Here is a 25,878-nt window from a genome sequence, read left to right as displayed (position 1 = left end):
CGAAAGCGGTGTCTCAGTCACATCATCTCTGACTGATACACCGCTTTCGCGAGCAGGCTCGCTCCCACATTTGTTTTGTGTACAACGAGTCACCTCCGACAACCGGCCCCGATAGCCGCCAATCATGGTCAATACTTAACGATTAAAGTCAGGCCGAACGCTCACGGGAGGTTTGTCATGTCCGAGCAAGCACGCTTCATGCTGGTGACTTCGCCGCTGATGGAGCACAGCCCTGCCTTCGACCGGGCGGCGGCGTTGGCCAAGGCTGAAGACGCGGCGCTGCACATCGTGGCGTTCGATTATCTGGAAGGCCTGGCCACGGCCGGCATGGTCAACGAAACGGTGCTGGAACAGATGCGCCTGGGCTACGTCGAGCGCCACCGCCAGTGGCTCGAGGACCAGGCCCGGCCCTTGCGCAAGATCGGGGTGCATGTCACCACCGAGGTGGCCTGGGTGGAAAACCCGCTGGAGGAAATCCTGATCCACCTCAAGGAACAGCCGATGGACGTGCTGATCAAGGCACTGGAGCATCCGTCGCGGCTGTCACGGTTGCTCTTCACCCCGCTGGACGTGCACCTGCTGCGTGAGTGTCCGGTACCTTTACACTTTGTCAGCCATGCCGTGAATGCACTGCCACGCAAGGTCGTCGCGGCCGTGGACCCCTTCCACCGCGATGACCACTACAGAAGCTTCAACGACCGCATCCTGCATGAAGCCTCGAAGCTGGCCAGTGCCTGCAATGCCGAGCTCGATGTGGTCTACGCCTACGATCTTTCGTCCATCAGCGCCGATGAGTTCGGCTTCGATAACGGATCGGCGTTCTTCTCCTCGACCAAGAACAAGACCCTGTATGACGCACAGCTGGAAGCCTTCAACGAACTGGCCGAACGCAACGGCATCGCAGCACGGCAGCGGCACATGATCATGGGCAGCCCGGCGAGGGTGCTGACCCGTTTCACCGATGCCTATGAGGTCGACGTGATCGTTATGGGCCGCGTCGGCCATCGTGGCCTGGGGCGATTGATCGGGAGCACGGTGGAACACCTGCTGTACAAAATGCCGTGCAGTGTCTGGGTGGTGTACACCGAGCGGCTGGATGAATAACTGACCCTCTTCAGAACACAGAGCCCCCTTGAGGGAGCGAGCCTGCTCGCGAAGGCGGTGTCTCAGTCACCTCATCTCTGACTGATACTCCGTCTTCGCGAGCAGGCTCGCTCCCTCAAGGGGTTGATGTGTTGCCAGATCAGCGCCTTGTGATCACCACCTCCAGGTACTCACTCGGCACCACCAGCGACCTGTCCCCCGCCCGGTTCGAGCGGTTGAGCAGTTCGGTCATGTCGTTCTCCAGGGCCTTGGCTCCATCCGCCGGCAGTGCCGCGAACGCCTTGTGCACCGGGCCGTACCAGCTACGGAACGTGTCGATGAAGTGCGCGGCGTTGCGATAGCGGAAGGTAAAGGTCTTGCGCGTCACCTGGACCAGGAAGTTGCGCTCGTCGAAGTGCGTGTGTAACCAGGCTTCAGTGCCCCACTGTGAGGGTGGTTGCGCGCCGGGTGGCGGCGGCATGTGTTTGCCCAGGGTCTTGAACATCTGGCCGACGAAACCTTCCGGCGTCCAGTTGGCCAGGCCAATCCGGCCTCCCGGCCGACAGACTCGCGCCAGTTCCGCGGCGGCCTTGGGTTGATCCGGCGTGAACATCACACCGAAGGTCGAGAGCACGGCATCGAAACTGGCGTCGTCAAAGGGCAACGCTTCGGCATCGGCCACTTGAAACGTGACATTCAGACGTTCAGCCCTCGCCCGGTCTTCGCCGCGTTCGAGCAGTGCGGCCACGTAGTCGGTGGACGTGACCAGGCAGCCCCGGCGCGCAGCCGCCAATGTGGCATTACCGTTGCCGGCAGCAACGTCGAGCACTTGCTCATCGCACAACAGGTCGCAGGCTTCGGCCAGTTGCTCGCCGACAATCTGCAACGTGGTGCCGATCACGGCGTAGTCGCCACTGGCCCAGGCGGCCATTTGACGGTTCTTCAAGGCAGTAAGATCAATGGGTGTACTCATGAATTCCGCTCCGTTGCGGGTTGGAACGCAGCCCGGCTTATTCTGCCGTGGTCGGATCGATGATGGACGTGACTTGGGAAATGCGATTGGCTGGAAAACCGCTCTGCCTGGCGTGCTCCTTGATCAGCTCTTCGCTCGGCGCAATGTACACGCAGTAAAGCTTGTCGCCGGTGACATAACTCTGCAGCCACTGCACCTCCGGCAACTCGCGCAAGGTCCTGCAGGACTTTTGCGACGCTGCTTTCAAATCCCTTTCTGACAGTGTTCCAGCACCTGGTATCTCGCGTTCAATGACGAACTTAGGCATGGCAACCTCTCATTTTTGTTATTGATGACAGGGTCGGCAGTGGCCCTGTAGGCGAACTATCGCTCTGGCGCGCGCCGGCGTCCTGCCCGATCGTCGGCCAGGCCTGTCCGATCGTCCGGAGATTTCATGCGGGGCGGCGACAGGCTCACAATCAGCTCTTGACCCACAGTCCCTTGCACGGGAAATCGCTATGGACGCCCTGTCACAGACCCTTCGCGTCGTACGCCTGGTCGGCGCCATTTTCATCAACGCCAGGTTCACCGCGCCCTGGTGCTACCAGTCGCCGAGTGCCGATACCGCCGCGCCGTTTCTGGAGCCGAACGCCGAACGGGTGGTGATCTTCCACCTGATCACCGAGGGCGAGTGTTACGTTGAATTGGGAGAGGATCCGCCGCTGCTGCTGACCGCTGGCGATGTCGTGGTCTTCCCCCATGGCGATGCCCATCGCATGAGCTCGCAACCCGGCGTGCCCCCGGCCACTGGCGGGCGCCTGGATAAGGTCCTGGCGCGACGGCCACGGCAGTTGAGCTACGGCGGTGGCGGCGCAGTGACGCGCCTGGTGTGCGGCTATCTGGCCTGCGATTCGCGGTTGGCGGGCATGTTGCTGACGGGATTGCCGGCGGTGGTACGGGTCAATGTGCGCGGCTCGAATGCCGGCATCTGGCTGGAGTCTTCCGTGCGTTACGCCCTGGCCGAAGCCCGTTCGCCAAGACCCGGCGGCGAAGGCGTGCTGGCGAAACTGGCCGAGGTGTTGTTCATCGAAGTGCTGCGCCTGTACATGCACGAACAGGGCAAGGGCCGCACCGGCTGGCTGGCGGGCGTCAGTGACCGGATCGTCGGTGCCGCCCTCAACGCCTTGCACAAAAAGCCCTGCCACACCTGGACCCTGGACGAACTGGCGCGCACGGCCGGGACCTCCAGATCGGTATTGGCCGAACGCTTCCAGCAATTGGTCGGCGTCTCGCCCATGCAGTATCTGACGCAATGGCGCATGTTGCTGGCGGCCAACCTGTTACGCAGCAGTAACAGTTCCTTGATCCGCATTGCCGAAGAAGTGGGCTACCAGACTGACACGGCGTTCAGTCGGGCGTTTCGGCGGGAGTATGGATCGCCGCCGGCGGCGTGGCGACGGACGCAGGCGGCGTCGGTGCATTGAGCTTCATGGACTGTGTAGGAGCTGCCGAAGGCTGCTCCTACATTGAGTGTGGTGTTGCGGTTTACGCAGCGGGAACGGGGGTCTTGGCGTCAGCCTTGGCCTCTTGCAGCAACTGCTGGATCATCTTCTCCTGATCATCGTAGCGACCTTCACCGAAGTGGGTGAAACGTACCTGCCCCTTGGCGTCGACCAGGTAGTGCGCAGGCCAGTACAGGTTGTCGAAGTTGCGCCAGATTGCGTAGTTGTTGTCGATCGCCACCGGGTAGGTGATGCCGTATTCCTTCACCTTGTCCTTGACATTGTCGATGATGCGTTCGAACCCGTACTCAGGGGTGTGCACGCCGATCACCACCAGACCGTCCTTCTCGTATTTCTTCGCCCAGTCCTTCACGTACGGCAGCGTGCGTTTGCAGTTGATGCAGTCGAAGGTCCAGAAGTCCACCAGCACCACTTTGCCCTTGAGCGAATCGTTGGTCAGTGCCGGCGAGTTGATCCATTCCACCGCGCCGGACAGCGAAGGCATGGTGCCTTGGGTGTTGTCCATGGAGTCGGCCTTGACCTTGCTGACGAAGTAGTCGACGACTTTCGGTACGGTTTCCAGCACGCCTTTCTCGACTTTGCCGATACCTTCCGAAGACGTGTTGGCCAGCAGTACGTTGTCGGCACCAGTGGCGATCACCGCTGCACCGGCGAGGACCGCGACACCGGCACCGCGACGCAGCCAACCGGTCACTGGAATCGAGGGTTTCAGGCGATTGACCAGGCCACGACCGGCGAAGATCAGGACGCCCAGGGACAACGCGCTGCCCAGACCGTAGGCCACCAGCAACAGACTGGTGTTGGCATTGGCGCCTTGCAGCATGGCGCTGGTGAGGATCACCCCGAGGATCGGCCCGGCGCAAGGTGCCCAGAGCAGACCGGTGGCGACGCCGATCATCAGCGAACCCAGCGGACCGGACACCTTGCGGCTGTTCGGGTCGAGGCGATTGCCCAGCAGCACGAACGGACGTGCCAGCCAGTCACCGACCCGGGCGGAAATCAGCGACAGGGCAAACAGCACCATCACGATCAGGGCCACATGGCGACCGGCGTTGCTGGCCTGTATCACCCATTCGCTGCTGACCACGGCCAGGCTGGAGACCAGGGCAAAGGTCAGGGCCATGCCGCCGAGGGTCAGCAGGATCGATGAGCGCTTGCGGTCGGCACCGGCAAACAGGAACGGAACCACCGGCAGGATGCACGGGCTGAGGACGGTCAATATGCCGCCCAGGAAAGCGATGAGAAACATGGGGTCACCTTTGAAATTGTCGGGAGGCATTCAACCCTTGTGGGAGCGAGCCTGCTCGCGAAAGCGGTCTGACTGTCACATCGATGTCGACTGACACTCAGCCTTCGCGAGCAGGCTCGCTCCCACAGTGGATCGGTGGTGTTTGGGTATCACGCGGTTTGCTCATCCAGCCACTTGCCCTGGGGCGTATGGCTGGAGCCGTTCTCGGCCAGCAAGGCATCGGCCCCCTGCTTCGCCACCGGCGTCAGTTGAAAGCAGGTGCTGCTGCCGCAAGCGTTCTGCTCGACGGCGGCATTGGCGTGGGCCGCGGCACCGGCGACGGAGAAGGCAATGGCGGTCAGGAATCGGCTGACGTTGTTCATGATTTTTTCCTCGCTTGAAATGGAATCAGTAATGGGTGATCGCAGGACTCAGTTGTCCGCGTTGCAGCTGTCGGCAATCTTGCGGTAGTCCAGGACCTGGGTTTTGTCGTGCGAGTCCAGGTAGGTCAGTTGCGCATCGACCACTCCGCAGGAACCGAAAGCGTCCTGTTTCAGCGACACCACTTTCTTGATGTCCAGTTGCGTGCCGTAGGTGTAGGTTTGAGCGCCCATGTCGGCTTCGGCCCGGGCCGAAAAGGTGCAGATGTTCAGGGCAGCAAACAGGCAAGCGGCGTAGATGGCTTTGGTGTTCATGGCGGTTCCTCAAGGTTCGATAGGTCAAATCGTTGATTTGGGCCGAGGCGGTTTGGGTTTGCCTCGATGGAACCTATTAAATGCTTGCGAGGTATCCCGTATGTGTCGGGAAAAGGCGCGTGTAAATCGGTACGTATCTGAACCGGGTCGGGATACAGAGCGATACAAACCGGCAGAAAATTCAGGTTTTTTTGTCCGTGTGTATCCCTCGGCAAGCCAGATACACTCCAATACAAACGCCTGAAGGCGAGCGGGCCAAGGCTCGATAGACTGCGCGACATCCCCCCTTGATAGAGGCAAGCCCCCCATGGAACACGTCGATCACATTCTCATCGTTGACGATGACCGCGAGATCCGGGAACTGGTGGGCAACTATCTGAAGAAGAACGGCCTGCGCACCACGGTCGTGGCGGATGGCCGGCAGATGCGTACCTTTCTCGAGTCCACCCCGGTGGACCTGATCGTGCTGGACATCATGATGCCGGGCGACGATGGCCTGATGCTCTGCCGCGAGCTGCGCGCCGGCAAACACAAGGCTACCCCGGTGCTGATGCTCACGGCTCGCAATGACGAGACCGACCGCATCATCGGCCTTGAGATGGGGGCCGACGATTACCTGGTCAAACCCTTCGCCGCCCGTGAACTGCTGGCCCGCATCAACGCCGTGCTGCGCCGCACGCGGATGCTGCCACCGAACCTGGTGGTGACCGAAACCAGTCGCCTGCTGGCCTTCGGACGCTGGCGCCTGGACACCTCTGCCCGGCACCTGCTCGACACCGACGGCACCATGGTTGCCCTCAGCGGCGCCGAATACCGCTTGCTGCGCGTGTTCCTCGATCACCCGCAACGGGTGCTCAACCGTGACCAGTTGCTCAACCTGACCCAGGGCCGCGACGCCGACCTGTTCGATCGCTCCATCGACCTGCTGGTGAGCCGGCTGCGCCAGCGCTTGCTGGACGACGCCCGCGAACCGGCCTACATCAAGACAGTGCGCAGCGAGGGCTATGTGTTTTCCCTGCCGGTGGAAATCGTGGGGGCGCCCGCATGAACCTCTCGATGCGTTGGCCCCGGACCCTGGCCTCACGGCTGTCGCTGATCTTCCTGATCGGCCTGATCCTCGCCCAGGCGCTGTCCTTCGGCGCCCAGTATTACGAGCGCTACGAAAGCGCGAAAAACACCATGCTCGGCAACCTCGAAACCGACGTGTCGACCTCCATCGCCATCCTTGACCGCTTGCCGGCCGAAGAACGCGCCGGCTGGCTGAAACAACTGGATCGGCGCAATTACCGCTATTTGCTCGATGACGGCTCGCCCGGCACCTCCATGGACATGGACATGCCCGAGGCGCCCATCGCCGTGACCTCGATCAAGGACGCCATCGGGATGGAGTACCCGATGACCGTGACCGACATTCCCGGCCCGCAGAAACGCTTCCAGGTCCACCTGAAACTGGCGGACGGCAGCCCGGTGACCATCGACGTGCGGCCTTCGATGCAGCCCCTGTCGCCCTGGCTGCCCTTTGTATTGCTTGGCCAATTGGCCCTGATGATCGCCTGCACCTGGCTGGCCGTGCGCATCGCCATCCGCCCTCTTACCCGCCTCGCCGAAGCCGTGGACACCCTCGACCCCAACACCCACCCGGTGCTGCTGGACGAAAAAGGCCCGACCGAAGTGGCCCATGCGGCCAAGGCCTTCAACGCCATGCAGGCGCGCATCGCCGCCTACCTCAAGGAGCGCATGCAACTGCTGGCGGCGATCTCCCACGATCTGCAGACACCGATCACCCGAATGAAACTGCGCGCCGAGTTCATGGACGATTGCGTGGAAAAAGACAAACTGTGGAACGACCTGAGCGAGATGGAACACCTGGTACGCGAAGGCGTGGCCTATGCCCGCAGCGTCCATGGCGCCACCGAAGAAAGTCGTCGCACCGATCTGGATTCGTTCCTCGACAGCCTGGTGTTCGACTACCAGGACGTGGGCAAGGACGTTCAACTGAGCGGCAAAAGCGCCAGCGTGATCGACACTCGTCCCCATGCCTTGCGCCGGGTGCTGGTGAACCTGACGGACAACGCCCTCAAGTTCGCTGGCGCAGCGGAGTTGGTGGTGGAAAAGCAAGCCGATGGCAGTGTGTCGGTGAAGGTCATGGACCGTGGGCCGGGCATCGCCGAAGCGGAACTGGCCCAGGTCATGGAACCGTTCTACCGCGTGGAGAATTCGCGTAACCGCAGCACCGGCGGCACCGGCCTGGGCCTGGCGATTGCGCAACAACTGGCGTTGGCGCTCGGGGGATCGCTGACCTTGAGCAATCGTGAAGGCGGCGGCTTGTGCGCCGAGCTCAAGTTGCAGGGATAAAAGACTTTTTGGCGCAGCCCGTAACTGTGGGAGCGAGCCTGCTCGCGAAGACGTCAGCACAGTCAACATCGTTGTTGTCTGATACTCCGCCTTCGCGAGCAGGCTCGCTCCCACAAGTGAGATTGTGTGAGGTCAGGCGACTGCAACCGCCACCTTTTCCCCACACACCTCCACTACCTCTCTTCAACGTTAGATGACGAACCGTGCCACCAACCCGTTCAAGTTCACCGCCAGGCGCGACAGTTCATGGCTGGCGACGCTGGTCTGGTTGGCACCGGTCGCAGATTGGGTGGCAAGGTCGCGAATGTTCACCAGGTTGCGGTCGACTTCACGGGACACCTGGGCCTGTTCTTCGGATGCACTGGCAATCACCAGGTTACGTTCGTTGATCAAATGGATCGACTGGGTGATCTGCTCCAGTGCCACGCCGGCAGCGCGGGCCAGCTCCAGGGTGCTTTGGGTGCGCTGATTGCTTTGCTGCATCGACGCAACCGCTTCACCGGTTCCGTTCTGGATGCCGGCGACCATCTTCTCGATTTCCTGGGTCGATTGTGCCGTGCGGTGGGCCAGCGCCCGCACCTCATCGGCGACTACGGCAAAACCGCGTCCGGCTTCACCGGCACGGGCGGCTTCGATGGCCGCGTTCAGCGCCAACAGATTGGTCTGCTCGGCGATGGCCCGAATCACATCCAGCACCTTGCCAATGTCGCGCCCCTGGGCGGCCAGGCCTTCGATCATCAGCGAGGTGTTTTGCACGTCGTGGGTCATGGTCTGGATCGCGTCAACAGTTTCCACCACGCGGTCGCGCCCTTCGCGGGCGGCCTGGGTCGACTGGTTCGAGGCTTCGGAGGTCGACACCGCATTGCGCGCCACTTCTTCGACGGCGGCGGTCATTTCGTTGACGGCGGTGGCGGCCTGCTCGATCTCATTGTTCTGCTGTTGCAGACCGCGGGAGGCATCCTGAGTCACCGCGCTGAGTTCTTCGGCTGCCGCGCCCAGTTGCGTGGCGGAACCGGCGATCTGTTCAATGGTATTGCGCAGGCTGGCCTGCATGGTCGACAAGGCACCCAGCAACCGTGCCGGTTCATCCTTGCCATCGACCTCGATGACCTTGCTCAAATTGCCACCGGCAATGGTCTGCGCCGCCTGCAGTGCGCGGTTCAACGGCGTCACGATGCTGCGGGTCAGCAGCAAGGCCAGCAACACCGTCATCAGCGCCGCGATGACCGCCACGACGATGATGCCGGTGACGGCGGTGTTGTATTGCTCGCCCGCCTCTGTCAGTGCGGCCTTTGAATAAGCGGTATTGAGCGCGACCAGTTTGTTGAGCTGCTCGCCCATCTGATCGGTTCCTTCCTTGATTCGCGAATTGATCAGGCTGCGCATTTCATCGAGCTTGTTCTGGCGCGACAGCTCCATCATCTGGTTCTGCGCCTGCATGTAGTTGTCGAGGGTGGCCATGAATGTCTTGTACAGCGCGGCCTCTTCCGGCTGGGCGGGCAAGGCGGCGTAGCTGGCCTGGGCGCTGCGCAGGTTATTGATGAGGACGGTGATACGGGTCTGGGCCTCCTGCAACGCGGCCGGCTCACGGTTGACCAGGATACGGAACGAGAGAATGCGCATGCGCAGGACGTTTTCCGTCATGTTGCCCAGAAAGCCGACACTGGGAAGCTGCGTCGAGCCCATATCGACCGACGCCTGGCGAATGATCGACATGCGATTGACAGCAAACACGCCCAGTACGATGACCAGCAAAGCGATGAACGCAAATCCGAGGAAAGCTCGAGGTGCGATGTTCAGGTTACGCAATGACATAGGATGATTCTCGGGTGGTTGAAGCGACGAGCATCCTTGCCGAGATCACTGAAGCGCTGGCGTGTGGGCGCAGCTTTTCAGCCTGGCGCCACTGTTGTAATAGGTGTGTGTGCGCCTGTTGGTTGTATCGGCCAGGCTTGAGGTTTTTTGCAGGGTCTGAGCAAATAAATTTCAACGGTCCGGGAGTGTTTCACGGATGCAACACGTGGGACGCCAGTACTTGTTTTCCGATGCAAAGATCACCCGCCACCGCCTTGTAGGAAGCGCCCGACATCAATTTGTTTATTCCATTGCTAGCATTGCCCCCGGCGGATTTAAACGCTGTTAAATCGCCCATTGCATATACGCTTAGTGAAACCCAGTGATGGAATACCGACAAATGGATGACAACAGAAGGCCGATCAAGGCGCGCTCTGCGGGCTGGGCCAAACGCATCACCGACCTGTTGGTCAAGCGCGACATTTCACCCAATCAAATCTCCGTCGCCAGTGTTGGCTTTGCCCTCGCCGGCGCCCTGGCACTGAATCTCGATAACGGTGTCATCGGCTCGATCTGCTGCGCCGTCGGCATTCAATTGCGCCTGTTGTGCAACCTCTTCGACGGCATGGTCGCCATCGAGGGCGGTAAACAATCCGACATCGGCAGCCTGTACAACGAGTTCCCCGACCGCATTGCCGACACCCTTCTGATCGCGGGGCTCGGCTATGCCGTCGCGCAGCCGGAGCTCGGCTGGTTTGCCGCCCTGGCCGCCGCGTTGACGGCGTATGTCCGGGTCTTCGGGGGTTCGATCGGCCTGAAACAGAGCTTCATGGGGCCGATGGCCAAGCAGCACCGAATGGCCGTGATGACCCTGGGCCTTGTTTTGAACGCCATCGAGACCAGCCTCCATGGCACGCACTACGTGCTGTTGTTGACGCTGATCGTCATCGCCATCGGTGCCACTGCCACCTGTGTCACCCGAACGCTGGCGATCTCCCGGCAACTGAAGGAGGCCGGCCATGTGGATCAGTAATGCCCTGATCGCTGTGCTTCGATTGCTGATTGGCGTCACCGCCCGCTGGGAAAGCCCGCCGGACCTCACGCGCCAGCGCATCTACTACGCCAACCACACCAGCCACATGGACACCCTGGCGATCATCGCGGCCCTGCCCCCGGAAGCCCGGGTCAATGTCAAACCGGTCGCCGCTGCCGATTACTGGGGCAAGAACCGGTTTCTCTCGTACATCTCCCAACAAGGGCTGAACGCCGTCCTGATCGAACGCAATCCGGCACCCGGCAGCAATGTGCTGGAGCCGATTTTCGATGTGGTGCGGGCCGGCCATTCGATCATCATTTTCCCCGAAGGCACTCGCTCGACGCAGGCACTGCCGGGGCCCTTCAAATCCGGGTTGTTTCGACTGAGCGAGTCTTTTCCCGATGTCGACCTGGTGCCCATCTACCTGGAAAACCTCCATCGCTCCATGCCCAAAGGCAAGCACGTTCCGCTGCCGATCATCTGCACGATCCGTATCGGCAATCCGTTGCCAAGGATTGAGGGCGAGGACAAACAGGTGTTCCTGGAGCGGGCGCGTGACGCCATCGTGAGGCTGTCGAAATGAGTCTTGAAGAAAAATTCCTGTGGTTCTTTGCCGCCATTGCCGGCCTGCTGGCCGTCGCTTCGATCATCGGTCGGGTCCTGGCCAAACGGGCCACGAGCGAAAGCTCGATGTCCACCATCGAAAACCTGAACCAGCGAGTGAACGCCTGGTGGGGGATGGTGATCATCTTCTTCGTGTCCTGGTTGCTGGGGCCGAATGCAACGGTGGTCCTGTTCGGCTTCATTTCCCTGTTCGCGCTCAGGGAGTTCATCACCCTGACCCCGACCACGCTGGGCGACCACAATGCGCTGTTTTCGGCGTTTTTTATCCTGATCCCGTTGCAGTACCTGCTGATCGGCACTCACTGGTACTCGATGTTCACCCTGCTGATTCCGGTGTACGCCTTCCTGCTGTTGCCGGCGATTGCGGTGCTGAGCCAGGACACCGATGCCTTCCTGGAACGCACGGCCAAAATCCAGTGGGGGGTGATGATCTGCATCTACTGCATCAGCCACGCGCCGGCCTTGCTGCTGCTGGACCTGAAGGGGTTCACCGGGCAGAACGCGTTGCTGCTGTTCTACCTGGTGTTCGTCGTGCAAATGAGTGATGTGTTGCAGTACGTCTTCGGCAAACTCTTCGGCAAACGCAAGGTTGCGCCACTGGTAAGCCCTTCGAAAACCGTGGAGGGTCTGGTGGGAGGCGGGCTGTCCGCCACGCTGATCGGCGGCTGCATGTTCTGGATGACGCCATTCAGTTTCTGGCAGTCGCTGTTGATGTCCCTGGTGATCGTGGTGATGGGCTTTCTCGGTGGCCTGGTCATGTCGGCGATCAAGCGCAGCCTGAGCGCCAAGGACTGGGGCACCATGATCAAGGGGCACGGCGGCATGCTCGACCGGATGGACTCGATCTGCTTTGCGGCGCCGATCTTCTTTCACATGACGCGGTACTTCTTCTCCGCTTGATCTGCGGACAACGTCCCTGTGGGAGCGAGCCTGCTCGCGAAGAGGTCGGCACATTCAATATTGATGTTGTCTGACACTCTGCCTTCGCGAGCCGGCTCGTTCCCACAAGGGAGGGTGTTGGGTCAGGCAACTACACCCACCACCCCTTCCCCCTGCATCTGCCGCAACAACGCCACGCCGTTATCGAAGAACGCCTGCGAGCCAGTCATCCCCGCCTCTACCGCCAACCCTTGCAGCTGCGCGCCTGCGCTCAACTCGGGAAACTCGCCGATGCGCTGCAACAACCGCCACGCCAACGGGGTCAACGCGGAAAACTTCACACTCCAGTTTTCGGCCCTGCGCACCAGCAACAACGTCGGTTCGGCGGGCGCCACATCCGGCTGGTAATCGGGCCCGACCAACTGCACCGGCCAGGCATACGCCAGCGGCCAGGCCAGTGGCGAGACTCGCAACGGATGGTCCAGCAACACATCCGCGTCCCCTGGAGGCAACGGTTCGGCCTCGGATTGTTGCAAGGCCATTTCCACCCATTCGTAGTGCGCAAGCTCGACCATGAACGGCGGCCACGAACCCTCGGCCAGCGCCGCGGGTTCGCCAGCGAGAAACTCGACGAACTCCTCAGCGATCTCACCGAATTTCGGCGTGTGGGCGCGGTAGTCACGCAGGAAAATCCGCACCAGTTCCCGCCAGCGTTTATCGCCAAGAATCTTCACCAGCACCGGAAAGGTGCCGCTGATCAGCGACGACAGGTTGTTGAACACCAGTTCGCGGTAAACACGGGCCCGCGCCGGGTCCATTTCGGCAGGAGGCGCGCAGCGATCGGGGTCGCGCAGGTACTGGCCCATATTGCTTTGCTGATCGAACAGCGAGCGCTTAGCCACGGTTCACCTCCTTGGACTGCAAGCGGCGGATGGTTTGCAATTCAGCGACCAGTTCGGAAAACGCCGGAAAGTTGAAATCCCGCTCCAGCAAGGTCGGTTGCGCACCGAACCGGGCATAGGCCTCGGCCAGCAACGACCACACCGCCGGTTTGACCGAAGCACCATGGGTGTCGATTTTCAAAGTATCGGACTCATCGAAATGCCCGGCGATGTGCATCGCCACCACACGGTCCGCATCGATGCCGGCCAGAAAGGTGCGTGGATCGAAGCCGTGGTTGATCGAGTTGACGTACACGTTGTTGACGTCCAGCAACAGAGCGCAATCGGCTTCGCGCAGCACGGCGTTGGTGAAGGTCACCTCGTCCATGTCCTGCTGCGGCGCGGCATAGTAGGAGACGTTTTCCACCGCCAGGCGCCGACCGAGAATGTCCTGGGCCTGACGGATGCGGGCGGCGACGTGATGCACCGCTTCTTCGGTAAAGGGCAGCGGCAACAGGTCATAAAGGTGACCGTCATCGCTGCAGTAACTCAGGTGCTCGCTGTACAGCGGCACGTTGTAGTGGTCGAGGAACACCCGCACTTCCTGCAGAAACCCGACGTCCAGCGGCGACGGTCCGCCCAGGGACAGGGACAAGCCGTGGCAGGACAACGGATAGCGTTCGGCCAGGGCGCGCAATGCCGCGCCATGAGCGCCGCCGATGCCGATCCAGTTCTCCGGCGCCACTTCCAGAAAATCGAAATGGCCGGCCGGGGCGGCCTGGAGGTCCTTCATTAAACCGCGACGCAAGCCGAGCCCGGCGCTGGCCTTGGCGTATGGGATGGGAGTCTGCATGGTGTCGATCTCAAGGGTTGTCGGAACGTGTTCACAGTTAACCGAAGCGGTGTATCGGGTCTGTGTTGCGCGTCGACGGAAAACGGCAGGACTTGTATCGCCGGAGGGTCTGTACACACTCTGGTACAAACCCTCCGGTCCCGGTTACGCCAGGTCGTACTTCTCGCGTACCAGATGGCCGATGCCCATGCGATCGAGCACGTTCATCGGGCACAGGAACGTCACGCGCACAGTGCCCGGCAGGCGACTGATGTCGATCGAACCGGTGATGGTGGCGCGGTTGAGCACTTCGTCATACGGCAGGCCGGTGACATGGGCGGCACGCTGCAAGCCGTTCTCCACCGCCAGGTTGAGGTTTTCGCCACTGCCGATGAAGGTGATCGGGCCGCTCTGCTCGATCTCGGGCTGGCCCCAACGCTCGCCCAGTGCGCGAACATTGGCCCGCTGTTCGGCGTTCATCGGCCGCGCCATCGGCGGCAGGTCGTCGAAGTTTTGCAGGAGGATCGGCCCTTCCAGGGTCAGGTTTTTCACCACTTCCACCACCACTTCAGTTTCCCCGGAGCAATCGGTGGCGTGCCCGGCGATTTCGCCGTTGCCCTGCTGGGCGTGCATGTCGCCCATGTACACACCCGCGCCGCGCACTTTAACCGGGCAGATCAACACGCAACCTTCGCGAATCGAATTGGTGTCCATGTGGCCGTCGGTCTTGGCCGCGTGCAGTTCTTCGCGGGTCATGCCGAAACGGTGCGGGGCGTTGATCAGGTACTGGCCGAAATCGGCGCAGTTGTGCGAATCGGGCAAGTCGCGGGACGGCATGGTGCCGATGTTGCCGAGGAACGGTCGCATGTGCGCGGCAACACCGGGGATGTCGGCGCGGGCCAGGGACAGGATCGAATGCTGGGCGGCGAATTCCGGCAGCGCCGACATCTCTGATGCTTTGCCGGCCAGTTGGTTGGCGATGTCCTGGTTGACCGTCAGGCTGACCTGATTCTGCGCATCGAACACGATCACATAGCCGTGGCTGAAGCGGAATGCGCTGACCTCGGCGCCACAGTGGTTACAGCGAATCGCCTCTTCGCCGATGCCTTCGACATGGCTGGCCGGATGCTCGGTGCCGCACTTGGAGCAGAATTTTGAGACGAACGGATCGCCGTTGTAACGCCCCTCGACGAAGCTCATGACCCCGGACGAAGTGGCCAGCGACGTGACACGCATGCTTTTGATCTTGATTGCTACCGCATCGCCGACTTCTGCCCCGACGATCGCCACGGGCTGTGTCACTTCATGGCCACCTTCGAAAGACGGCGTGATCATCGGCCCCCAGCAGCCCGGCGGTGTGCCGGTGATCAGGGTGCCGCCGTCGGCCAGCGGGCCAAGCATTGGCTGGCTCGGGCCGATGATGCCGTTGGTGTAGTGATCGACCCGCAGGCGGTTGACCGGAGTGGTGTCGAGTTGGGTTTCAGGCACAAGCGTTGTCATTGTGGTCCCCTTGACCGCATCAGGCGCGGAACAGAGTCAGGAGCGAACGGCCGCCTGCGCAGGCGACCAGGGAAAGGGCCTTGGCCGCCACGGTTAAACGGCGCCAAAACGGCCTCAACAGTTCATCGCAGGTTTGTATCTGGTCTGTGTTCGGCGGTGCGCTTCTATTCAAGGACACTGTATCGAGAGGCGGTCTGGATACATTGGGATACAGGCGGTGCTTGATGTCAGCGCTGATCCCTGTGGGAGCGAGCCTGCTCGCGAAAGCAGTGTTTCAGTCGAAAAGGGTTTGCCTGACCCACCGCTTTCGCGAGCAGGCTCGCTCCCACAAAGAGCTGTCCCACAGAGGGCTCTCGTCGCCTGGGGCAACGGTGCAGCCCTGCACAACTAAACTTAAATGCACCCAGGACGCGCTAGTCGTCCTGCCCATTCCCGCGACCACCGCCCAGCGGCACATGCCCAGGCAGACACTGCCTCTGGACCGTGATCCTGCCAAAGGAGCACACGTGATGGACGAGGCCAGACTCAACGATTTCATGGGTAAACTGGTGAATGACATGGGCGGCGCGGCGATGCTCGCCAATGTCATCCTCGGCGAAGAGCTCGGCCTGTACCGGGCCATGGCCGACAGCCAACCCATCAGCCCTGAAACACTCGCCGACAAGACCGGCTGCAATCCCCGTCTGGTGCGCGAATGGCTCAGCGCCCATGCCGCCTCGGGGTACATGGAACACACCGACGGAAAATTCCGCCTCCCTGAAGAACAGGCATTGGCCCTGGCCATCGAAGACTCGCCGGTCTACATCGCGGGGGGGATCGGGGTGGTCGCATCGTTTTTCCACGACAAGGACAAACTGGTCAAAGCCATGCGCGGCGATGGCGGCCTGCCGTGGGGCGATCACCATCCGTGCATGTTCAGCGGCACGGAACGGTTCTTCCGGCCCGGCTACAAGGCACACCTGATCGCCGAATGGCTGCCGGCCCTCGACGGCGTCGTCGCCAAACTGCAGGCTGGCGCCAAAGTGGCGGACATTGGCTGCGGTCATGGCGCCTCGACAGTAATCATGGCTCAGGCCTTTCCGGAGTCGCGGTTCGTCGGCTTCGACTACCACGCACCCTCCGTCACCGTCGCCACTCAACGCGCTGAAGAAGGCGGCGTGTCCGGCCGGGCACGCTTCTTCCAGGGCACGGCCAAAAGCTACCCCGGCAACGACTATGACCTGATCTGCTACTTCGACTGCCTGCACGACATGGGCGATCCGGTGGGCGCGGCCAAACATGCCTACGACTCGCTGAAACCCGATGGCACGGTGTTGCTGGTGGAACCGTTCGCCAACGATTCGCTGGACGACAACATCACGCCGGTGGGTCGACTGTTCTATGCGGCGTCGACCTTTATCTGCACGCCCAACTCGCTGTCCCAGGAAGTCGGTCTCGGCCTGGGTGCCCAGGCAGGTGAGGCGCGACTGCGCAAAGTGTTTACCGAGGCGGGATTCAGCACCTTCCGGCGGGCCACGGAGACGCCGTTCAACCTCATCCTGGAAGCCCGCAAATAACACGCCCCTGTAGGAGCGAGCATGCTCGCGATGGAAGACAAAACACCGCGGGGCGTCAGGCCGCCAGTGTTATCGTTGACGTCCATCGCGAGCATGCTCGCTCCTACAGTGTGTATTCAGGTGACCCGGAGTGTTGGACATGCTCGATAGCCAGATCCACGAACAACTCGACCACCTCCAGCACTTCATGGCCGATGCGCCTTTCATGGTTCTGACCGGTGCCGGTATCAGCACCCCGTCAGGCATTCCGGACTATCGCGACAACCAGGGCGTACGCCGTGGCCGACAGCCGATGATGTATCAGGAATTTCTCTCGGCGCCCGAATCCCGGCGGCGCTATTGGGCCCGGGCGATGCTCGGCTGGCCACGCGTTCGCCACGCCCTGCCCAATGTGGCCCACGACACCCTGGCCCGCCTGCAAAGCACCCGTCGGATCAGCGGCTTGATCACGCAGAACGTCGACACCTTGCACGACCAGGCCGGCAGCCATGACGTGATCGAACTCCACGGCAGCCTGCACCGGGTACTGTGCCTGGACTGCGGCCAGCGCAGCGACCGCGATTCGATCCAGCGGTTGATGGAAACACAAAACCCTTATCTGGCAGGCGTGGACGCGGTGCAGGCCCCGGATGGCGATACCCTGCTCGATGCGGCATTCGAAGCGCGTTTTCAGGTCCCGCATTGCCCGCATTGCGCTGGCGTGCGGATGAAGCCGGACGTGGTATTTTTCGGCGAGAACGTCGCCCAGGAAACGGCAGCCAAAGCCATGGCCGCCGTGGAAAAGGCCGCAGGGTTGCTGGTGGTCGGCTCGTCGCTGATGGCGTATTCAGCGTTTCGCCTGTGCCGGGCGGTGGTGGATCAGGGCAAGCCGCTGATTGCGATCAATCTGGGCAAGACGCGGGCGGATGAGATGCTGGATCTGAAAATCGAAGCTTCATGCGAACAACTGTTGCCCCTGTTGGCCGAGCGTCTTAACAACTGAAGTAACCGATTCCTTGTGGGAGCGAGCCTGCTCGCGAAGAGGCCGGCACATTCAGCCTTTATATCGACTGACACACCGCCTTCGCGAGCAGGCTCGCTCCCACAGAGGGGACTGTGATCAGTGCATGGATAGTTGCTGACCGAAGTTCTCTTCTTTGAGTACATCAAACAACGCCTGAGCCGCCGCCGACAGCTCTCCCCCTGGCAGGGTCAACACGCCGACGGCCCGCTCCACGACAGGGTCGCTCAGGGTGATGCAATGCGCGCCCAGCTCGCGCATCTGGCCTGCGCACAAGGCCGGCACCGCACTGACGCCCAATCCGCTGGCGACCATGCGCCCGACGGTCGCCAGTTGATGGCTTTCAAACTCCACCGGCAGCTTCATGCCCCTGGCCTGCAAGTGCTCTTCGAGCATCACCCGCACTGTCGATGGCCGCTGCAAAGTGATGAACGGTTCCTTGAGCAAGGCCTGCCAGTCGATTTCATCCCGCTCGACCAACGGCGAATCCTGGGGCACCACCGCCACGAACCGGTCGATGTACAGCGGGGTGAAGTGCAGCGACGTACTCTGGGTGGGCTCGAACGCCACCCCCAGCTCCACCTGGCGGTCACGGACCATTTCCAGCACCTGTTCGTTGATCACGTCGTTAACCGTGACGTTGACTTTCGGATAGCGGGCGCGGAAGGTCTTGAGAATCGGAGGCAACAGGTTACCGGCAAACGATGGCATGGCCGCCAGGGTGACACGGCCGCGCTGAAGGGTGAAACGCTGACGCAGTTCATCCTCGGCATTGTCCCAGTCGGCGATCAGACGACGCGCCAGGGGCACCAGGGATTCACCCTCGGCGGTCAGCGCCACGTTGCGGGTGTTGCGGGTGAACAGCCTTCCACCGAGGCCCTCTTCCAGTGCCTTGATGGTCAGGCTCAGGGCCGATTGCGACAGGTGCAGTCGCTCGCAGGCCACGGCGAAGCTCAGGCTCTGGGCCACGGCCAGAAAGGCGCGGATCTGCTTGACTGTCATGGTTGAACTGCTCAAGTAATGGACACAGGGCTTTCTGTAGGAGCGAGCCTGCCCGCGATGAACTCAAGAGCGCCGCGTTAAGCCAACGAACACGCGTTTTCGTTAACGCCCCTCGCGAGCAAGCTCGCTCCTACAGAATTGATTGGTGAGTTTTATCTATCAATCCACCTTAAAAATCAACTTAACAAATGAATACGCCGGCGCGACACTCCATCCATACGGCTAGCCAGCCGCCCACAAAGAATAAAAGAGGTGCATATGGCAGGTTTCGACAAGCGCGTGAGTTCCTACGAGGAAGCTCTGGCAGGTCTTGAAGACGGCATGACCGTGATCGCTGGCGGCTTCGGCCTGTGCGGCATCCCGGAAAACCTGATCGCCGAGATCAAGCGCAAAGGCACTCGCGATCTCACCGTGGTTTCCAACAACTGCGGCGTCGACGGTTTCGGTCTCGGCGTGCTGCTGACAGACCGCCAGATCAGCAAGGTTGTGGCCTCTTACGTCGGCGAGAACAAGCTGTTCGAAGAGCAACTGCTCAAGGGCGAAATCGAAGTCATCCTGACCCCCCAAGGCACCCTCGCCGAAAAAATGCGCGCGGGCGGCGCCGGCATCCCGGCGTTCTTCACCGCCACCGGTGTCGGCACCCCGGTCGCCGAAGGCAAGGAAGTGCGCGAGTTCCATGGCCGCAAGTACCTGATGGAAGAATCCATCACTGGCGACTTCGCCATCGTCAAAGGCTGGAAAGCCGACCATTTCGGTAACGTGATCTATCGCCACACCGCCCAGAACTTCAACCCGCTGGCCGCCACCGCCGGCAAGATCACCGTGGTCGAAGTCGAAGAAATCGTCGAACCCGGCGAGCTGGACCCGTCGCAGATCCACACCCCTGGCATCTACGTCGACCGGATCATCTGCGGCACGTTCGAGAAGCGCATCGAACAGCGCACCGTACGCAAGTGATCCCCTGCCCCCGGACCGAATGAAGGAATAACAACAATGGCACTTTCCCGCGAACAAATGGCTCAACGCGTCGCCCGCGAAATGCAGGACGGCTTCTACGTGAACCTGGGCATCGGCATTCCGACCCTGGTCGCCAACTACATCCCCGAAGGCATGGAAGTCATGCTGCAGTCGGAAAACGGCCTGCTGGGCATGGGTCCTTTTCCTACTGAAGAAACCATCGATGCCGACATGATCAACGCCGGCAAGCAAACCGTGACCGCACGCATCGGCGCGTCGATCTTCTCCTCCGCCGAGTCCTTCGCGATGATTCGCGGTGGCCATGTCGACCTGACCGTGCTGGGCGCCTTTGAAGTGGATGTGCAAGGCAACATCGCTTCGTGGATGATCCCCGGCAAGCTGGTCAAGGGCATGGGCGGTGCGATGGACCTGGTAGCCGGCGCCGACAACATCATTGTGATCATGACCCATGCGTCCAAGGACGGTGAGTCCAAGCTCCTGTCCCAATGCAGCCTGCCGTTGACCGGCGCCGGCTGCATCAAGCGCGTGCTGACCGACCTGGCCTACCTGGAAATCGAAAATGGCGCATTTGTCCTCAAGGAACGCGCACCTGGCGTCAGCGTCGAGGAAATTGTCGCCAAAACCGCCGGTAAACTGATCGTGCCGGACCACGTTCCGGAAATGCAGTTCGCTGACCAGTGAGGAATCATTCCATGCAAGAAGTCGTCATTGTTGCCGCCACGCGTACCGCGATCGGCAGCTTCCAGGGTGCCCTGGCCAATGTGTCCGCAGTGGACCTGGGCGCAGCGGTGATCCGCCAGTTGCTGGCGCAAACCGGGCTGAACCCTGCCGAAGTCGATGAAGTCATCATGGGCCAGGTGTTGACCGCCGGCGCCGGGCAGAACCCTGCGCGCCAGGCCTCGATCAAGGCCGGCCTGCCTGTCGCCGTTCCCGCCATGACCCTTAACAAGGTTTGCGGCTCGGGCCTCAAGGCCCTGCACCTGGCTACCCAGGCGATCCGTTGCGGCGACGCCGACGTGATCATAGCTGGCGGCCAGGAAAGCATGAGCCTGGCCAACTATGTCCTGCCCGGTGCCCGCACCGGCCTGCGCATGGGCCACTCGCAAATCGTCGACACCATGATCAGCGACGGCCTGTGGGATGCGTTCAACGACTACCACATGGGCATCACCGCCGAAAATCTGGTGGACAAGTACGGCATCAGCCGCGAGCAGCAGGATGCATTCGCCGCCGCCTCGCAGCAGAAAGCCACGGCTGCCATCGAAGCCGGGCGTTTTGCCGATGAGATCACGCCGATCCTGATCCCGCAGCGCAAGGGCGACCCGTTGTCCTTCGCCACCGACGAGCAGCCTCGGGCCGGCACCACCGCCGAATCCCTGGGCAAGCTCAAGCCGGCCTTCAAGAAGGACGGTTCGGTGACCGCCGGTAACGCTTCGTCGTTGAACGACGGTGCCGCCGCCGTGATCCTGATGAGCGCCGAAAAAGCCAAGGCCCTGGGCCTGCCGGTGCTGGCAAGAATCGCTGCCTACGCCAACGCAGGCGTGGACCCGGCGATCATGGGCATCGGCCCGGTGTCGGCGACCCGCCGCTGCCTGGACAAGGCTGGCTGGTCCATCGATCAGCTGGACCTGATCGAAGCTAACGAAGCCTTCGCCGCGCAATCGCTGGCCGTGGCCAAGGACCTGGAATGGGACTTGGGCAAGGTCAACGTCAACGGCGGCGCCATCGCCCTGGGCCACCCGATCGGTGCTTCGGGCTGCCGCGTGCTGGTGACCCTGCTGCACGAAATGATCAAGCGCGACGCCAAGAAAGGCCTGGCTACCCTGTGCATCGGTGGTGGTCAGGGCGTGGCGCTGGCGATCGAGCGAGCGTAAAGCGTTCAACAGACTGCGCGGGGACCCACGAAGAGCCGCGCAGGCTGGAAAAACACCCGGTGCCCTGAGTCGATCAGATGCTTCTGTGGCGAGGGGATTTATCCCCGTTGGAGTGCGAAGCGCTCCCCAAAATCTTCGAAATTACCGATATTTTGGGGTTGCTGCGCAACCCAACGGGGATGAATCCCCTCGCCACAAAAAGCTCTCTAGCCGCAGGTACACCGGGTTCTTTTCCCCTCATCTCAAACGAATTTCACCAGATTCAACGCTGGCAGCGGTCCACCCGGAAACTGCACCAGACGCCCGCCGACACTCAACGCCCCCAGATCAACACCGAAGAACCCCAGGCGCTCGATCAACGCCGCCACTTCAACCTTGGCCTGTGCCGAATCCCCCGAAAAGAACAACACCCTGCGACCACCCTCCGCCGCCGGATCGCCATCGACCAGATGCGCCTGAAGGTGATTGAACGCCTTCACCACCCGTGCCCCGGGCACCCACTCGGCAAACACTTCACTGGATACCCGACCCTGCAGGTCCACCGCCTTGAACAGCGGTGCCTCGATCGGATTGTTCGCATCGATCACGATCCGTCCGCCGAAATCCGGCAGTCCGGCCAGTGCGACCGGCAACTTCGACCAGTTCACCGCCACCAGCACGATGGCCTGCGCAGCCGCTTCTTCGCGAGTGCCGGCGCGTGCGGTGGGCCCGAGTTCGCCGACCAAATCAACCAGGGACTGCGGACCGCGGCTGTTGGCGATAACCACTTCAATGCCCTGGCGCGACAGTGCCCGGGCGAACGCTGCACCGATGGCGCCGGCGCCGATGATTCCAATCGTACTCATGCTGTTTTCCTCAGTTGATCAGGCGGTGAAACCACCGTCGGCAATGATGTCGGCGGCCGTGACGAACGCTGCGTCAGGGCTGGCCAGAAAGGCCACGACGCTGGCGATGTCTTCGGGTTTGCCGTAACGGCCGATGGCGATGCCGGGGCCGACGATTTCGCTGACCGGGCCGCCGTCCGGGTTCATGTCGGTGTCGGTCGGGCCCGGGTGAACCGTGTTGACGGTGATGCCCTTGGGTCCCAGATCTCGGGCCAGGCTGCGGTTGAAACCGGCGATGGCGCCCTTGGTCAGGGTGTAGAGCGACGCGGTGGGGAACGCGGCGTAATGGGTCATCGACGAGCCTATATGAATGATCCGACCACCCGCCTTCATGGTGCGTGCCGCTTCCTGGGTGGCGACAAATACTCCAGTGACGTTGACCGCGATCATCCGTTGGTAGTCATCGAAACTGATGTCCTCGATCGGCCCGCCCAGGGCGATGCCGGCGTTGTTGACCAGAATGTCGAGGCTGCCGAACGCTTCGAGAGTGCGCGTCACCGCGCCACGCACCGCCACCGGATCACCGGCGTCGGCGGCAATCGCCAGGGCACGGCCGCCCGCGGCTTCGATGCCCTGCACCACCGCAAACGCCTTGGCCGGCGAAGCGCTGAACGTGAGTACGACGTTGGCACCGTCGGCCGCCAGGCGCTTGGCGATGGCCGCGCCGATGGAACGGGAGCCGCCGGTGACCAGTGCGGTTTTGCCGGCAAGGGGAAGATGAGACGTCATGGTGCTTTTCACTCCGTGGGTTGGGGATGGAGTGAATACTGCGCTTGCCATTAGCGCCTGATTAGCGGGTAATGATTTGAATGATCTTCAAGCATTACTATCAGGTTCTGACCATGGAAACCCTCGCCAACCTCGAATCCTTTGTGCGCAGCGCCGAAACCGGGAGCTTTTCCGCCGCAGCCCGCCTGCTCGCCCTGACCCCGGCCGCCGTCAGTCGCAACGTGGCGACCCTGGAACGCAACATCGGCGTGCGCCTGTTCCAGCGCTCGACCCGCAAGTTGTCCCTGACCGAGGCCGGCGAAGGTTTCCTGGCCAACATCGGTGGCAATCTGGAGGCGCTGCAAGCCGCGATCAACGCAGTCACCACCGACCGGGGCGAGCCTGCGGGTGTGCTCAAGGTCAGCCTGGCACCGACCTTCGGCATCGGCCATATCCTGCCGCTGTTGCCGGCGTTCCTGGCGCGTTACCCGCTGATCCGCCCGGAATGGCATTTCGAAAACCGCGCCGTGGACCTGATCGCCGAAGGGTACGACGCGGCCATCGGCGGTGGTTTCGAATTGACGCCGGGGGTCATCTCCCGAACCCTGGCACCGGCGCAGGTGGTGGCCGTGGCGTCACCGGCTTATCTGGCTTCCTGCACGGCCCCTGTAAGTCCGGCAGATTTGTCCCGGCATCAAGGCATCGTGATGCGCGGTTCCCGTACCGGACGGATTCGTCAGTGGGTCATGCGCGATGCGACAGGCAATGAAATGCCGGCCAGCATGAACGAAAACATCGTGCTCAACGATCCGGCGGCCATGCGTGAAGCCGCGATTCTCGGGCTGGGGGTGACGTTGCTGGTGCTGTCCGATGTCTTGCCGAACATCCAGCGCGGCGAGCTGGTGCGCCTGTTGCCGGACTGGCACGGGGATGCGGGGGTGATCTCGTTGTATTACCCGGGCCGGACGCTGATGCCGGCCAAGACTCGGGTGTTTATTGATTTTGTGGTGCACGCGTTTCAGCGATAGACCGCGTTATCGTTCATCGCGGGCAAGCCCGCTCCCACAGGGTTTGCATTGGTCAAAAAATCAGGCAACACCTCGATTACTGTGGGAGCGGGCTTGCCCGCGAAGAGGCCCGCCCTGTCACCCAAAAAGCTGCAGGATCAACCAACTGTTAGCCCCGCTGATCACTACAAAAAGCCCCCAGGCCAAGACCCGCGTCGGCCAGCGATTCACAAATGGCCCCATCAACTTCTGATCGTTGGTCATGCGAATCAGCGGATACAACGCAAACGGCAACTGCAGGCTCAGCACCACCTGGCTCAGCACCAACAGCTTGCCCACCGCATCGTCACCCATCAGCCACACGCCAATGAACGCCGGGATCAGCGCCAGTCCACGGGTGATCAAACGCCGTTGCCAGCATGGCAGTCGCAGGTTCAGGAAGCCCTCCATGATGACCTGGCCGGCGATGGTGCCGGTGAAGGTCGAACTCTGCCCCGATGCCAGCAACGCGACGCCGAACAACACGCTGGCCAGCGCCCCGCCCACCAAGGGATCGAGCAAGTGATAGGCGTCCTGGATGTCGACCACATCGGTATGCCCGCTCTGGTGAAACGCGGCGGCGGCGAGGATCAGGATTGCCGCGTTGACCATGAGCGCCAGGGCCAGGGAGCCAATGGTGTCGATGCGCGCCAGCTTGACCGCATCCTGCTTGCTGGCCTGGTCCTTGCCGATCAATCGCGTTTGCACGATCGAGGTGTGCAGGTACAGGTTATGCGGCATCACCGTGGCGCCGAGAATACCGATGGCCAGGTACAGCGGCGCAGCGTCGGCGAGCGCGGACAATGACGGCGTGAAACCCTGAGCCACATCCGGCCAGTAAGGCTTGATCAGCAGCAGCTCGACAAAGAAACACGCGCCAATGGTGCCCACCAGCACCAACATGATCGCTTCCAGACGACGGAAACCACGGTTTTGCAGGGCCAGCACCAGCAAGGTGTCGAACGCGGTCAGGGCGATACCAAAGGTCAGCGAACACCCCAGCAGCAGATGGAACGCCAGGGCACAACCCAGCACTTCGGCGAGGTCGGTGGCAATGATCGAGATTTCCGCCAGCACCCACTGCGTGCGCGCCGTCCGTGTGCTGTAGCGTTCCCGGCACAGCTGCGCCAGATCACGCCCGGTGGCGATGCCCAGCCGCGAACACAGGCACTGCACCACCATCCCTGCCAGACTCGCCAGCAGCACCACGAACAACAGGCTGTAGCCAAACCGCGACCCCGCCTCGATGGCGGTGGCCCAGTTGCCAGGATCCATGTAGCCGATGGACACCAGCAATCCGGGGCCGGCAAAGCGCAGGACTCGTTTGAAAAATGAGGCGCCGGGGTCAACGGCTACGGTGCCCGCCACTTCCGGCGGGCAAAACGGCGCGGTACCGACTTTGGGCAAACTGAATTTCACGCGATGATCCGTCAACAGGTGGGAAGCGC

The 25,878-nt window shown here is 61.8% G+C and carries 26 protein-coding genes; 13 read left to right on the top strand and 13 right to left on the bottom strand.

The genetic code is table 11. The features are described 5' to 3' along the window. Positions 1-177: 177 nt before the first annotated feature. Positions 178-1,104 (top strand): universal stress protein, encoded by a 927-nt coding sequence (locus HNQ83_RS25060; RefSeq protein ID WP_175391441.1) that lies wholly within the window; start codon positions 178-180, stop codon positions 1,102-1,104. A gap of 139 nt (positions 1,105-1,243) precedes the next feature. Here HNQ83_RS25060 and HNQ83_RS25055 read toward each other — a convergent pair whose 3' ends face one another. Together HNQ83_RS25055 and HNQ83_RS25050 are read right to left on the bottom strand one after the other, a co-directional pair. Next, the gene (locus HNQ83_RS25055; protein WP_175391440.1) at positions 1,244-2,056 is read right to left on the bottom strand and encodes a class I SAM-dependent methyltransferase; all 813 of its coding nucleotides are present in this window, start codon (positions 2,054-2,056) and stop codon (positions 1,244-1,246) included. Positions 2,057-2,093: 37 nt separating this feature from the next. Beyond that, positions 2,094-2,363 (bottom strand): DUF4242 domain-containing protein, encoded by a 270-nt coding sequence (locus HNQ83_RS25050; protein ID WP_150771377.1) that lies wholly within the window; start codon positions 2,361-2,363, stop codon positions 2,094-2,096. Between the two features lie 190 nt (positions 2,364-2,553). Between HNQ83_RS25050 and HNQ83_RS25045 the strand changes: the two genes are divergently transcribed. Then, positions 2,554-3,519 (top strand): AraC family transcriptional regulator, encoded by a 966-nt coding sequence (locus HNQ83_RS25045; protein WP_175391439.1) that lies wholly within the window; start codon positions 2,554-2,556, stop codon positions 3,517-3,519. 61 nt (positions 3,520-3,580) lie between these two features. Here the strand turns inward: HNQ83_RS25045 and HNQ83_RS25040 are convergent, their stop codons facing one another. The 3 genes from HNQ83_RS25040 to HNQ83_RS25030 all read right to left on the bottom strand — a co-directional run bounded on the left by HNQ83_RS25040 (position 3,581) and on the right by HNQ83_RS25030 (position 5,481). Further along, positions 3,581-4,807, bottom strand: a complete 1,227-nt coding sequence (locus HNQ83_RS25040; RefSeq protein WP_175391438.1) for a cytochrome c biogenesis protein DipZ — start codon at positions 4,805-4,807, stop codon at positions 3,581-3,583. Between the two features lie 149 nt (positions 4,808-4,956). Further along, positions 4,957-5,169 carry a hypothetical protein gene (locus HNQ83_RS25035; RefSeq protein ID WP_175391437.1) on the bottom strand — a complete coding sequence of 71 codons (213 nt, stop codon included), beginning with the start codon at positions 5,167-5,169 and terminating at the stop codon, positions 4,957-4,959. Between the two features lie 48 nt (positions 5,170-5,217). Then, complete coding sequence (locus HNQ83_RS25030) at positions 5,218-5,481, bottom strand: DUF2790 domain-containing protein (protein WP_175391436.1); 264 nt, start codon at positions 5,479-5,481, stop codon at positions 5,218-5,220. 307 nt (positions 5,482-5,788) lie between these two features. On the opposite strand from HNQ83_RS25030, the gene HNQ83_RS25025 reads away from it, so the two are divergent. Both HNQ83_RS25025 and HNQ83_RS25020 read left to right on the top strand, forming a co-directional pair. After that, the gene (locus HNQ83_RS25025) at positions 5,789-6,529 is read left to right on the top strand and encodes a response regulator (RefSeq protein WP_175391435.1); all 741 of its coding nucleotides are present in this window, start codon (positions 5,789-5,791) and stop codon (positions 6,527-6,529) included. After that, complete coding sequence (locus HNQ83_RS25020) at positions 6,526-7,836, top strand: ATP-binding protein (protein WP_175391434.1); 1,311 nt, start codon at positions 6,526-6,528, stop codon at positions 7,834-7,836. Before HNQ83_RS25025 ends, HNQ83_RS25020 begins: the two co-directional genes overlap by 4 nt. A gap of 189 nt (positions 7,837-8,025) precedes the next feature. On the opposite strand, the gene HNQ83_RS25015 is transcribed toward HNQ83_RS25020, so the two are convergent. Beyond that, complete coding sequence (locus tag HNQ83_RS25015) at positions 8,026-9,651, bottom strand: methyl-accepting chemotaxis protein (protein WP_175391433.1); 1,626 nt, start codon at positions 9,649-9,651, stop codon at positions 8,026-8,028. 379 nt (positions 9,652-10,030) lie between these two features. On the opposite strand from HNQ83_RS25015, the gene HNQ83_RS25010 reads away from it, so the two are divergent. The 3 genes from HNQ83_RS25010 to HNQ83_RS25000 are packed head-to-tail and all read left to right on the top strand — an operon-like array spanning position 10,031 to position 12,190. Beyond that, positions 10,031-10,663: a CDP-alcohol phosphatidyltransferase family protein gene (locus HNQ83_RS25010; protein WP_175391432.1), complete on the top strand. Its 633-nt coding sequence runs from the start codon at positions 10,031-10,033 to the stop codon at positions 10,661-10,663. Beyond that, on the top strand, positions 10,650-11,249 hold the full coding sequence (locus tag HNQ83_RS25005) for a 1-acyl-sn-glycerol-3-phosphate acyltransferase (RefSeq protein WP_175391431.1): 600 nt from the start codon (positions 10,650-10,652) through the stop codon (positions 11,247-11,249). Before HNQ83_RS25010 ends, HNQ83_RS25005 begins: the two co-directional genes overlap by 14 nt. Then, positions 11,246-12,190, top strand: a complete 945-nt coding sequence (locus tag HNQ83_RS25000; protein WP_175391430.1) for a phosphatidate cytidylyltransferase — start codon at positions 11,246-11,248, stop codon at positions 12,188-12,190. Before HNQ83_RS25005 ends, HNQ83_RS25000 begins: the two co-directional genes overlap by 4 nt. Before the next feature lie 122 nt (positions 12,191-12,312). Here the strand turns inward: HNQ83_RS25000 and HNQ83_RS24995 are convergent, their stop codons facing one another. The 3 genes from HNQ83_RS24995 to HNQ83_RS24985 form a co-directional block, all read right to left on the bottom strand. After that, a complete protein-coding gene (locus tag HNQ83_RS24995; protein ID WP_175391429.1) occupies positions 12,313-13,071 on the bottom strand; it encodes a putative DNA-binding domain-containing protein in 759 nt (252 codons plus the stop codon). Continuing rightward, entirely contained in the window at positions 13,064-13,903 is an 840-nt protein-coding gene (locus tag HNQ83_RS24990; protein ID WP_175391428.1) for a DUF692 domain-containing protein, read from the bottom strand. Before HNQ83_RS24990 ends, HNQ83_RS24995 begins: the two co-directional genes overlap by 8 nt. Before the next feature lie 144 nt (positions 13,904-14,047). Beyond that, positions 14,048-15,382, bottom strand: coding sequence for an acetamidase/formamidase family protein (locus HNQ83_RS24985; RefSeq protein ID WP_175391427.1), 1,335 nt, complete (start codon positions 15,380-15,382; stop codon positions 14,048-14,050). 509 nt (positions 15,383-15,891) lie between these two features. Here HNQ83_RS24985 and HNQ83_RS24980 point away from each other — a divergent pair. Both HNQ83_RS24980 and HNQ83_RS24975 read left to right on the top strand, forming a co-directional pair. Further along, positions 15,892-16,938, top strand: a complete 1,047-nt coding sequence (locus tag HNQ83_RS24980) for a class I SAM-dependent methyltransferase (RefSeq protein WP_175391426.1) — start codon at positions 15,892-15,894, stop codon at positions 16,936-16,938. A 139-nt stretch (positions 16,939-17,077) separates the two neighbouring features. Next, entirely contained in the window at positions 17,078-17,920 is an 843-nt protein-coding gene (locus HNQ83_RS24975) for an NAD-dependent protein deacetylase (RefSeq protein ID WP_175391425.1), read from the top strand. A 117-nt stretch (positions 17,921-18,037) separates the two neighbouring features. Here HNQ83_RS24975 and HNQ83_RS24970 read toward each other — a convergent pair whose 3' ends face one another. Continuing rightward, a complete protein-coding gene (locus HNQ83_RS24970; RefSeq protein ID WP_175391424.1) occupies positions 18,038-18,940 on the bottom strand; it encodes a LysR family transcriptional regulator in 903 nt (300 codons plus the stop codon). Between the two features lie 258 nt (positions 18,941-19,198). Here HNQ83_RS24970 and HNQ83_RS24965 point away from each other — a divergent pair, with 258 nt between their 5' ends. Genes HNQ83_RS24965 through HNQ83_RS24955 form a run of 3 tightly spaced genes read left to right on the top strand, consistent with a single transcriptional unit; the run spans position 19,199 to position 21,792 of the window. Next, positions 19,199-19,897, top strand: coding sequence for a CoA transferase subunit A (locus HNQ83_RS24965; RefSeq protein ID WP_175391423.1), 699 nt, complete (start codon positions 19,199-19,201; stop codon positions 19,895-19,897). A 36-nt stretch (positions 19,898-19,933) separates the two neighbouring features. Then, positions 19,934-20,599 (top strand): CoA transferase subunit B, encoded by a 666-nt coding sequence (locus HNQ83_RS24960; RefSeq protein WP_033042175.1) that lies wholly within the window; start codon positions 19,934-19,936, stop codon positions 20,597-20,599. An 11-nt stretch (positions 20,600-20,610) separates the two neighbouring features. After that, positions 20,611-21,792: an acetyl-CoA C-acetyltransferase gene (locus HNQ83_RS24955; RefSeq protein ID WP_175391422.1), complete on the top strand. Its 1,182-nt coding sequence runs from the start codon at positions 20,611-20,613 to the stop codon at positions 21,790-21,792. Positions 21,793-22,034: 242 nt separating this feature from the next. On the opposite strand, the gene HNQ83_RS24950 is transcribed toward HNQ83_RS24955, so the two are convergent. Both HNQ83_RS24950 and HNQ83_RS24945 read right to left on the bottom strand, forming a co-directional pair. Continuing rightward, positions 22,035-22,637, bottom strand: a complete 603-nt coding sequence (locus HNQ83_RS24950) for an NADPH-dependent F420 reductase (protein WP_175391421.1) — start codon at positions 22,635-22,637, stop codon at positions 22,035-22,037. An 18-nt stretch (positions 22,638-22,655) separates the two neighbouring features. Further along, complete coding sequence (locus HNQ83_RS24945) at positions 22,656-23,405, bottom strand: SDR family NAD(P)-dependent oxidoreductase (RefSeq protein ID WP_175391420.1); 750 nt, start codon at positions 23,403-23,405, stop codon at positions 22,656-22,658. 113 nt (positions 23,406-23,518) lie between these two features. Here HNQ83_RS24945 and HNQ83_RS24940 point away from each other — a divergent pair, with 113 nt between their 5' ends. Beyond that, positions 23,519-24,412, top strand: coding sequence for a LysR family transcriptional regulator (locus tag HNQ83_RS24940; RefSeq protein WP_175391442.1), 894 nt, complete (start codon positions 23,519-23,521; stop codon positions 24,410-24,412). A gap of 117 nt (positions 24,413-24,529) precedes the next feature. Here HNQ83_RS24940 and HNQ83_RS24935 read toward each other — a convergent pair whose 3' ends face one another. Beyond that, positions 24,530-25,849 carry an Nramp family divalent metal transporter gene (locus tag HNQ83_RS24935; protein ID WP_175391419.1) on the bottom strand — a complete coding sequence of 440 codons (1,320 nt, stop codon included), beginning with the start codon at positions 25,847-25,849 and terminating at the stop codon, positions 24,530-24,532. Between the last annotated feature and the right edge of the window lie 29 nt (positions 25,850-25,878).

This window comes from Pseudomonas sp. C2B4 (assembly GCF_013359695.1).
GTDB lineage: Bacteria > Pseudomonadota > Gammaproteobacteria > Pseudomonadales > Pseudomonadaceae > Aquipseudomonas.
The sequence above is the reverse complement of the archived record's forward strand: the minus strand, read 5'-3'. Positions and strand labels throughout refer to the sequence as shown.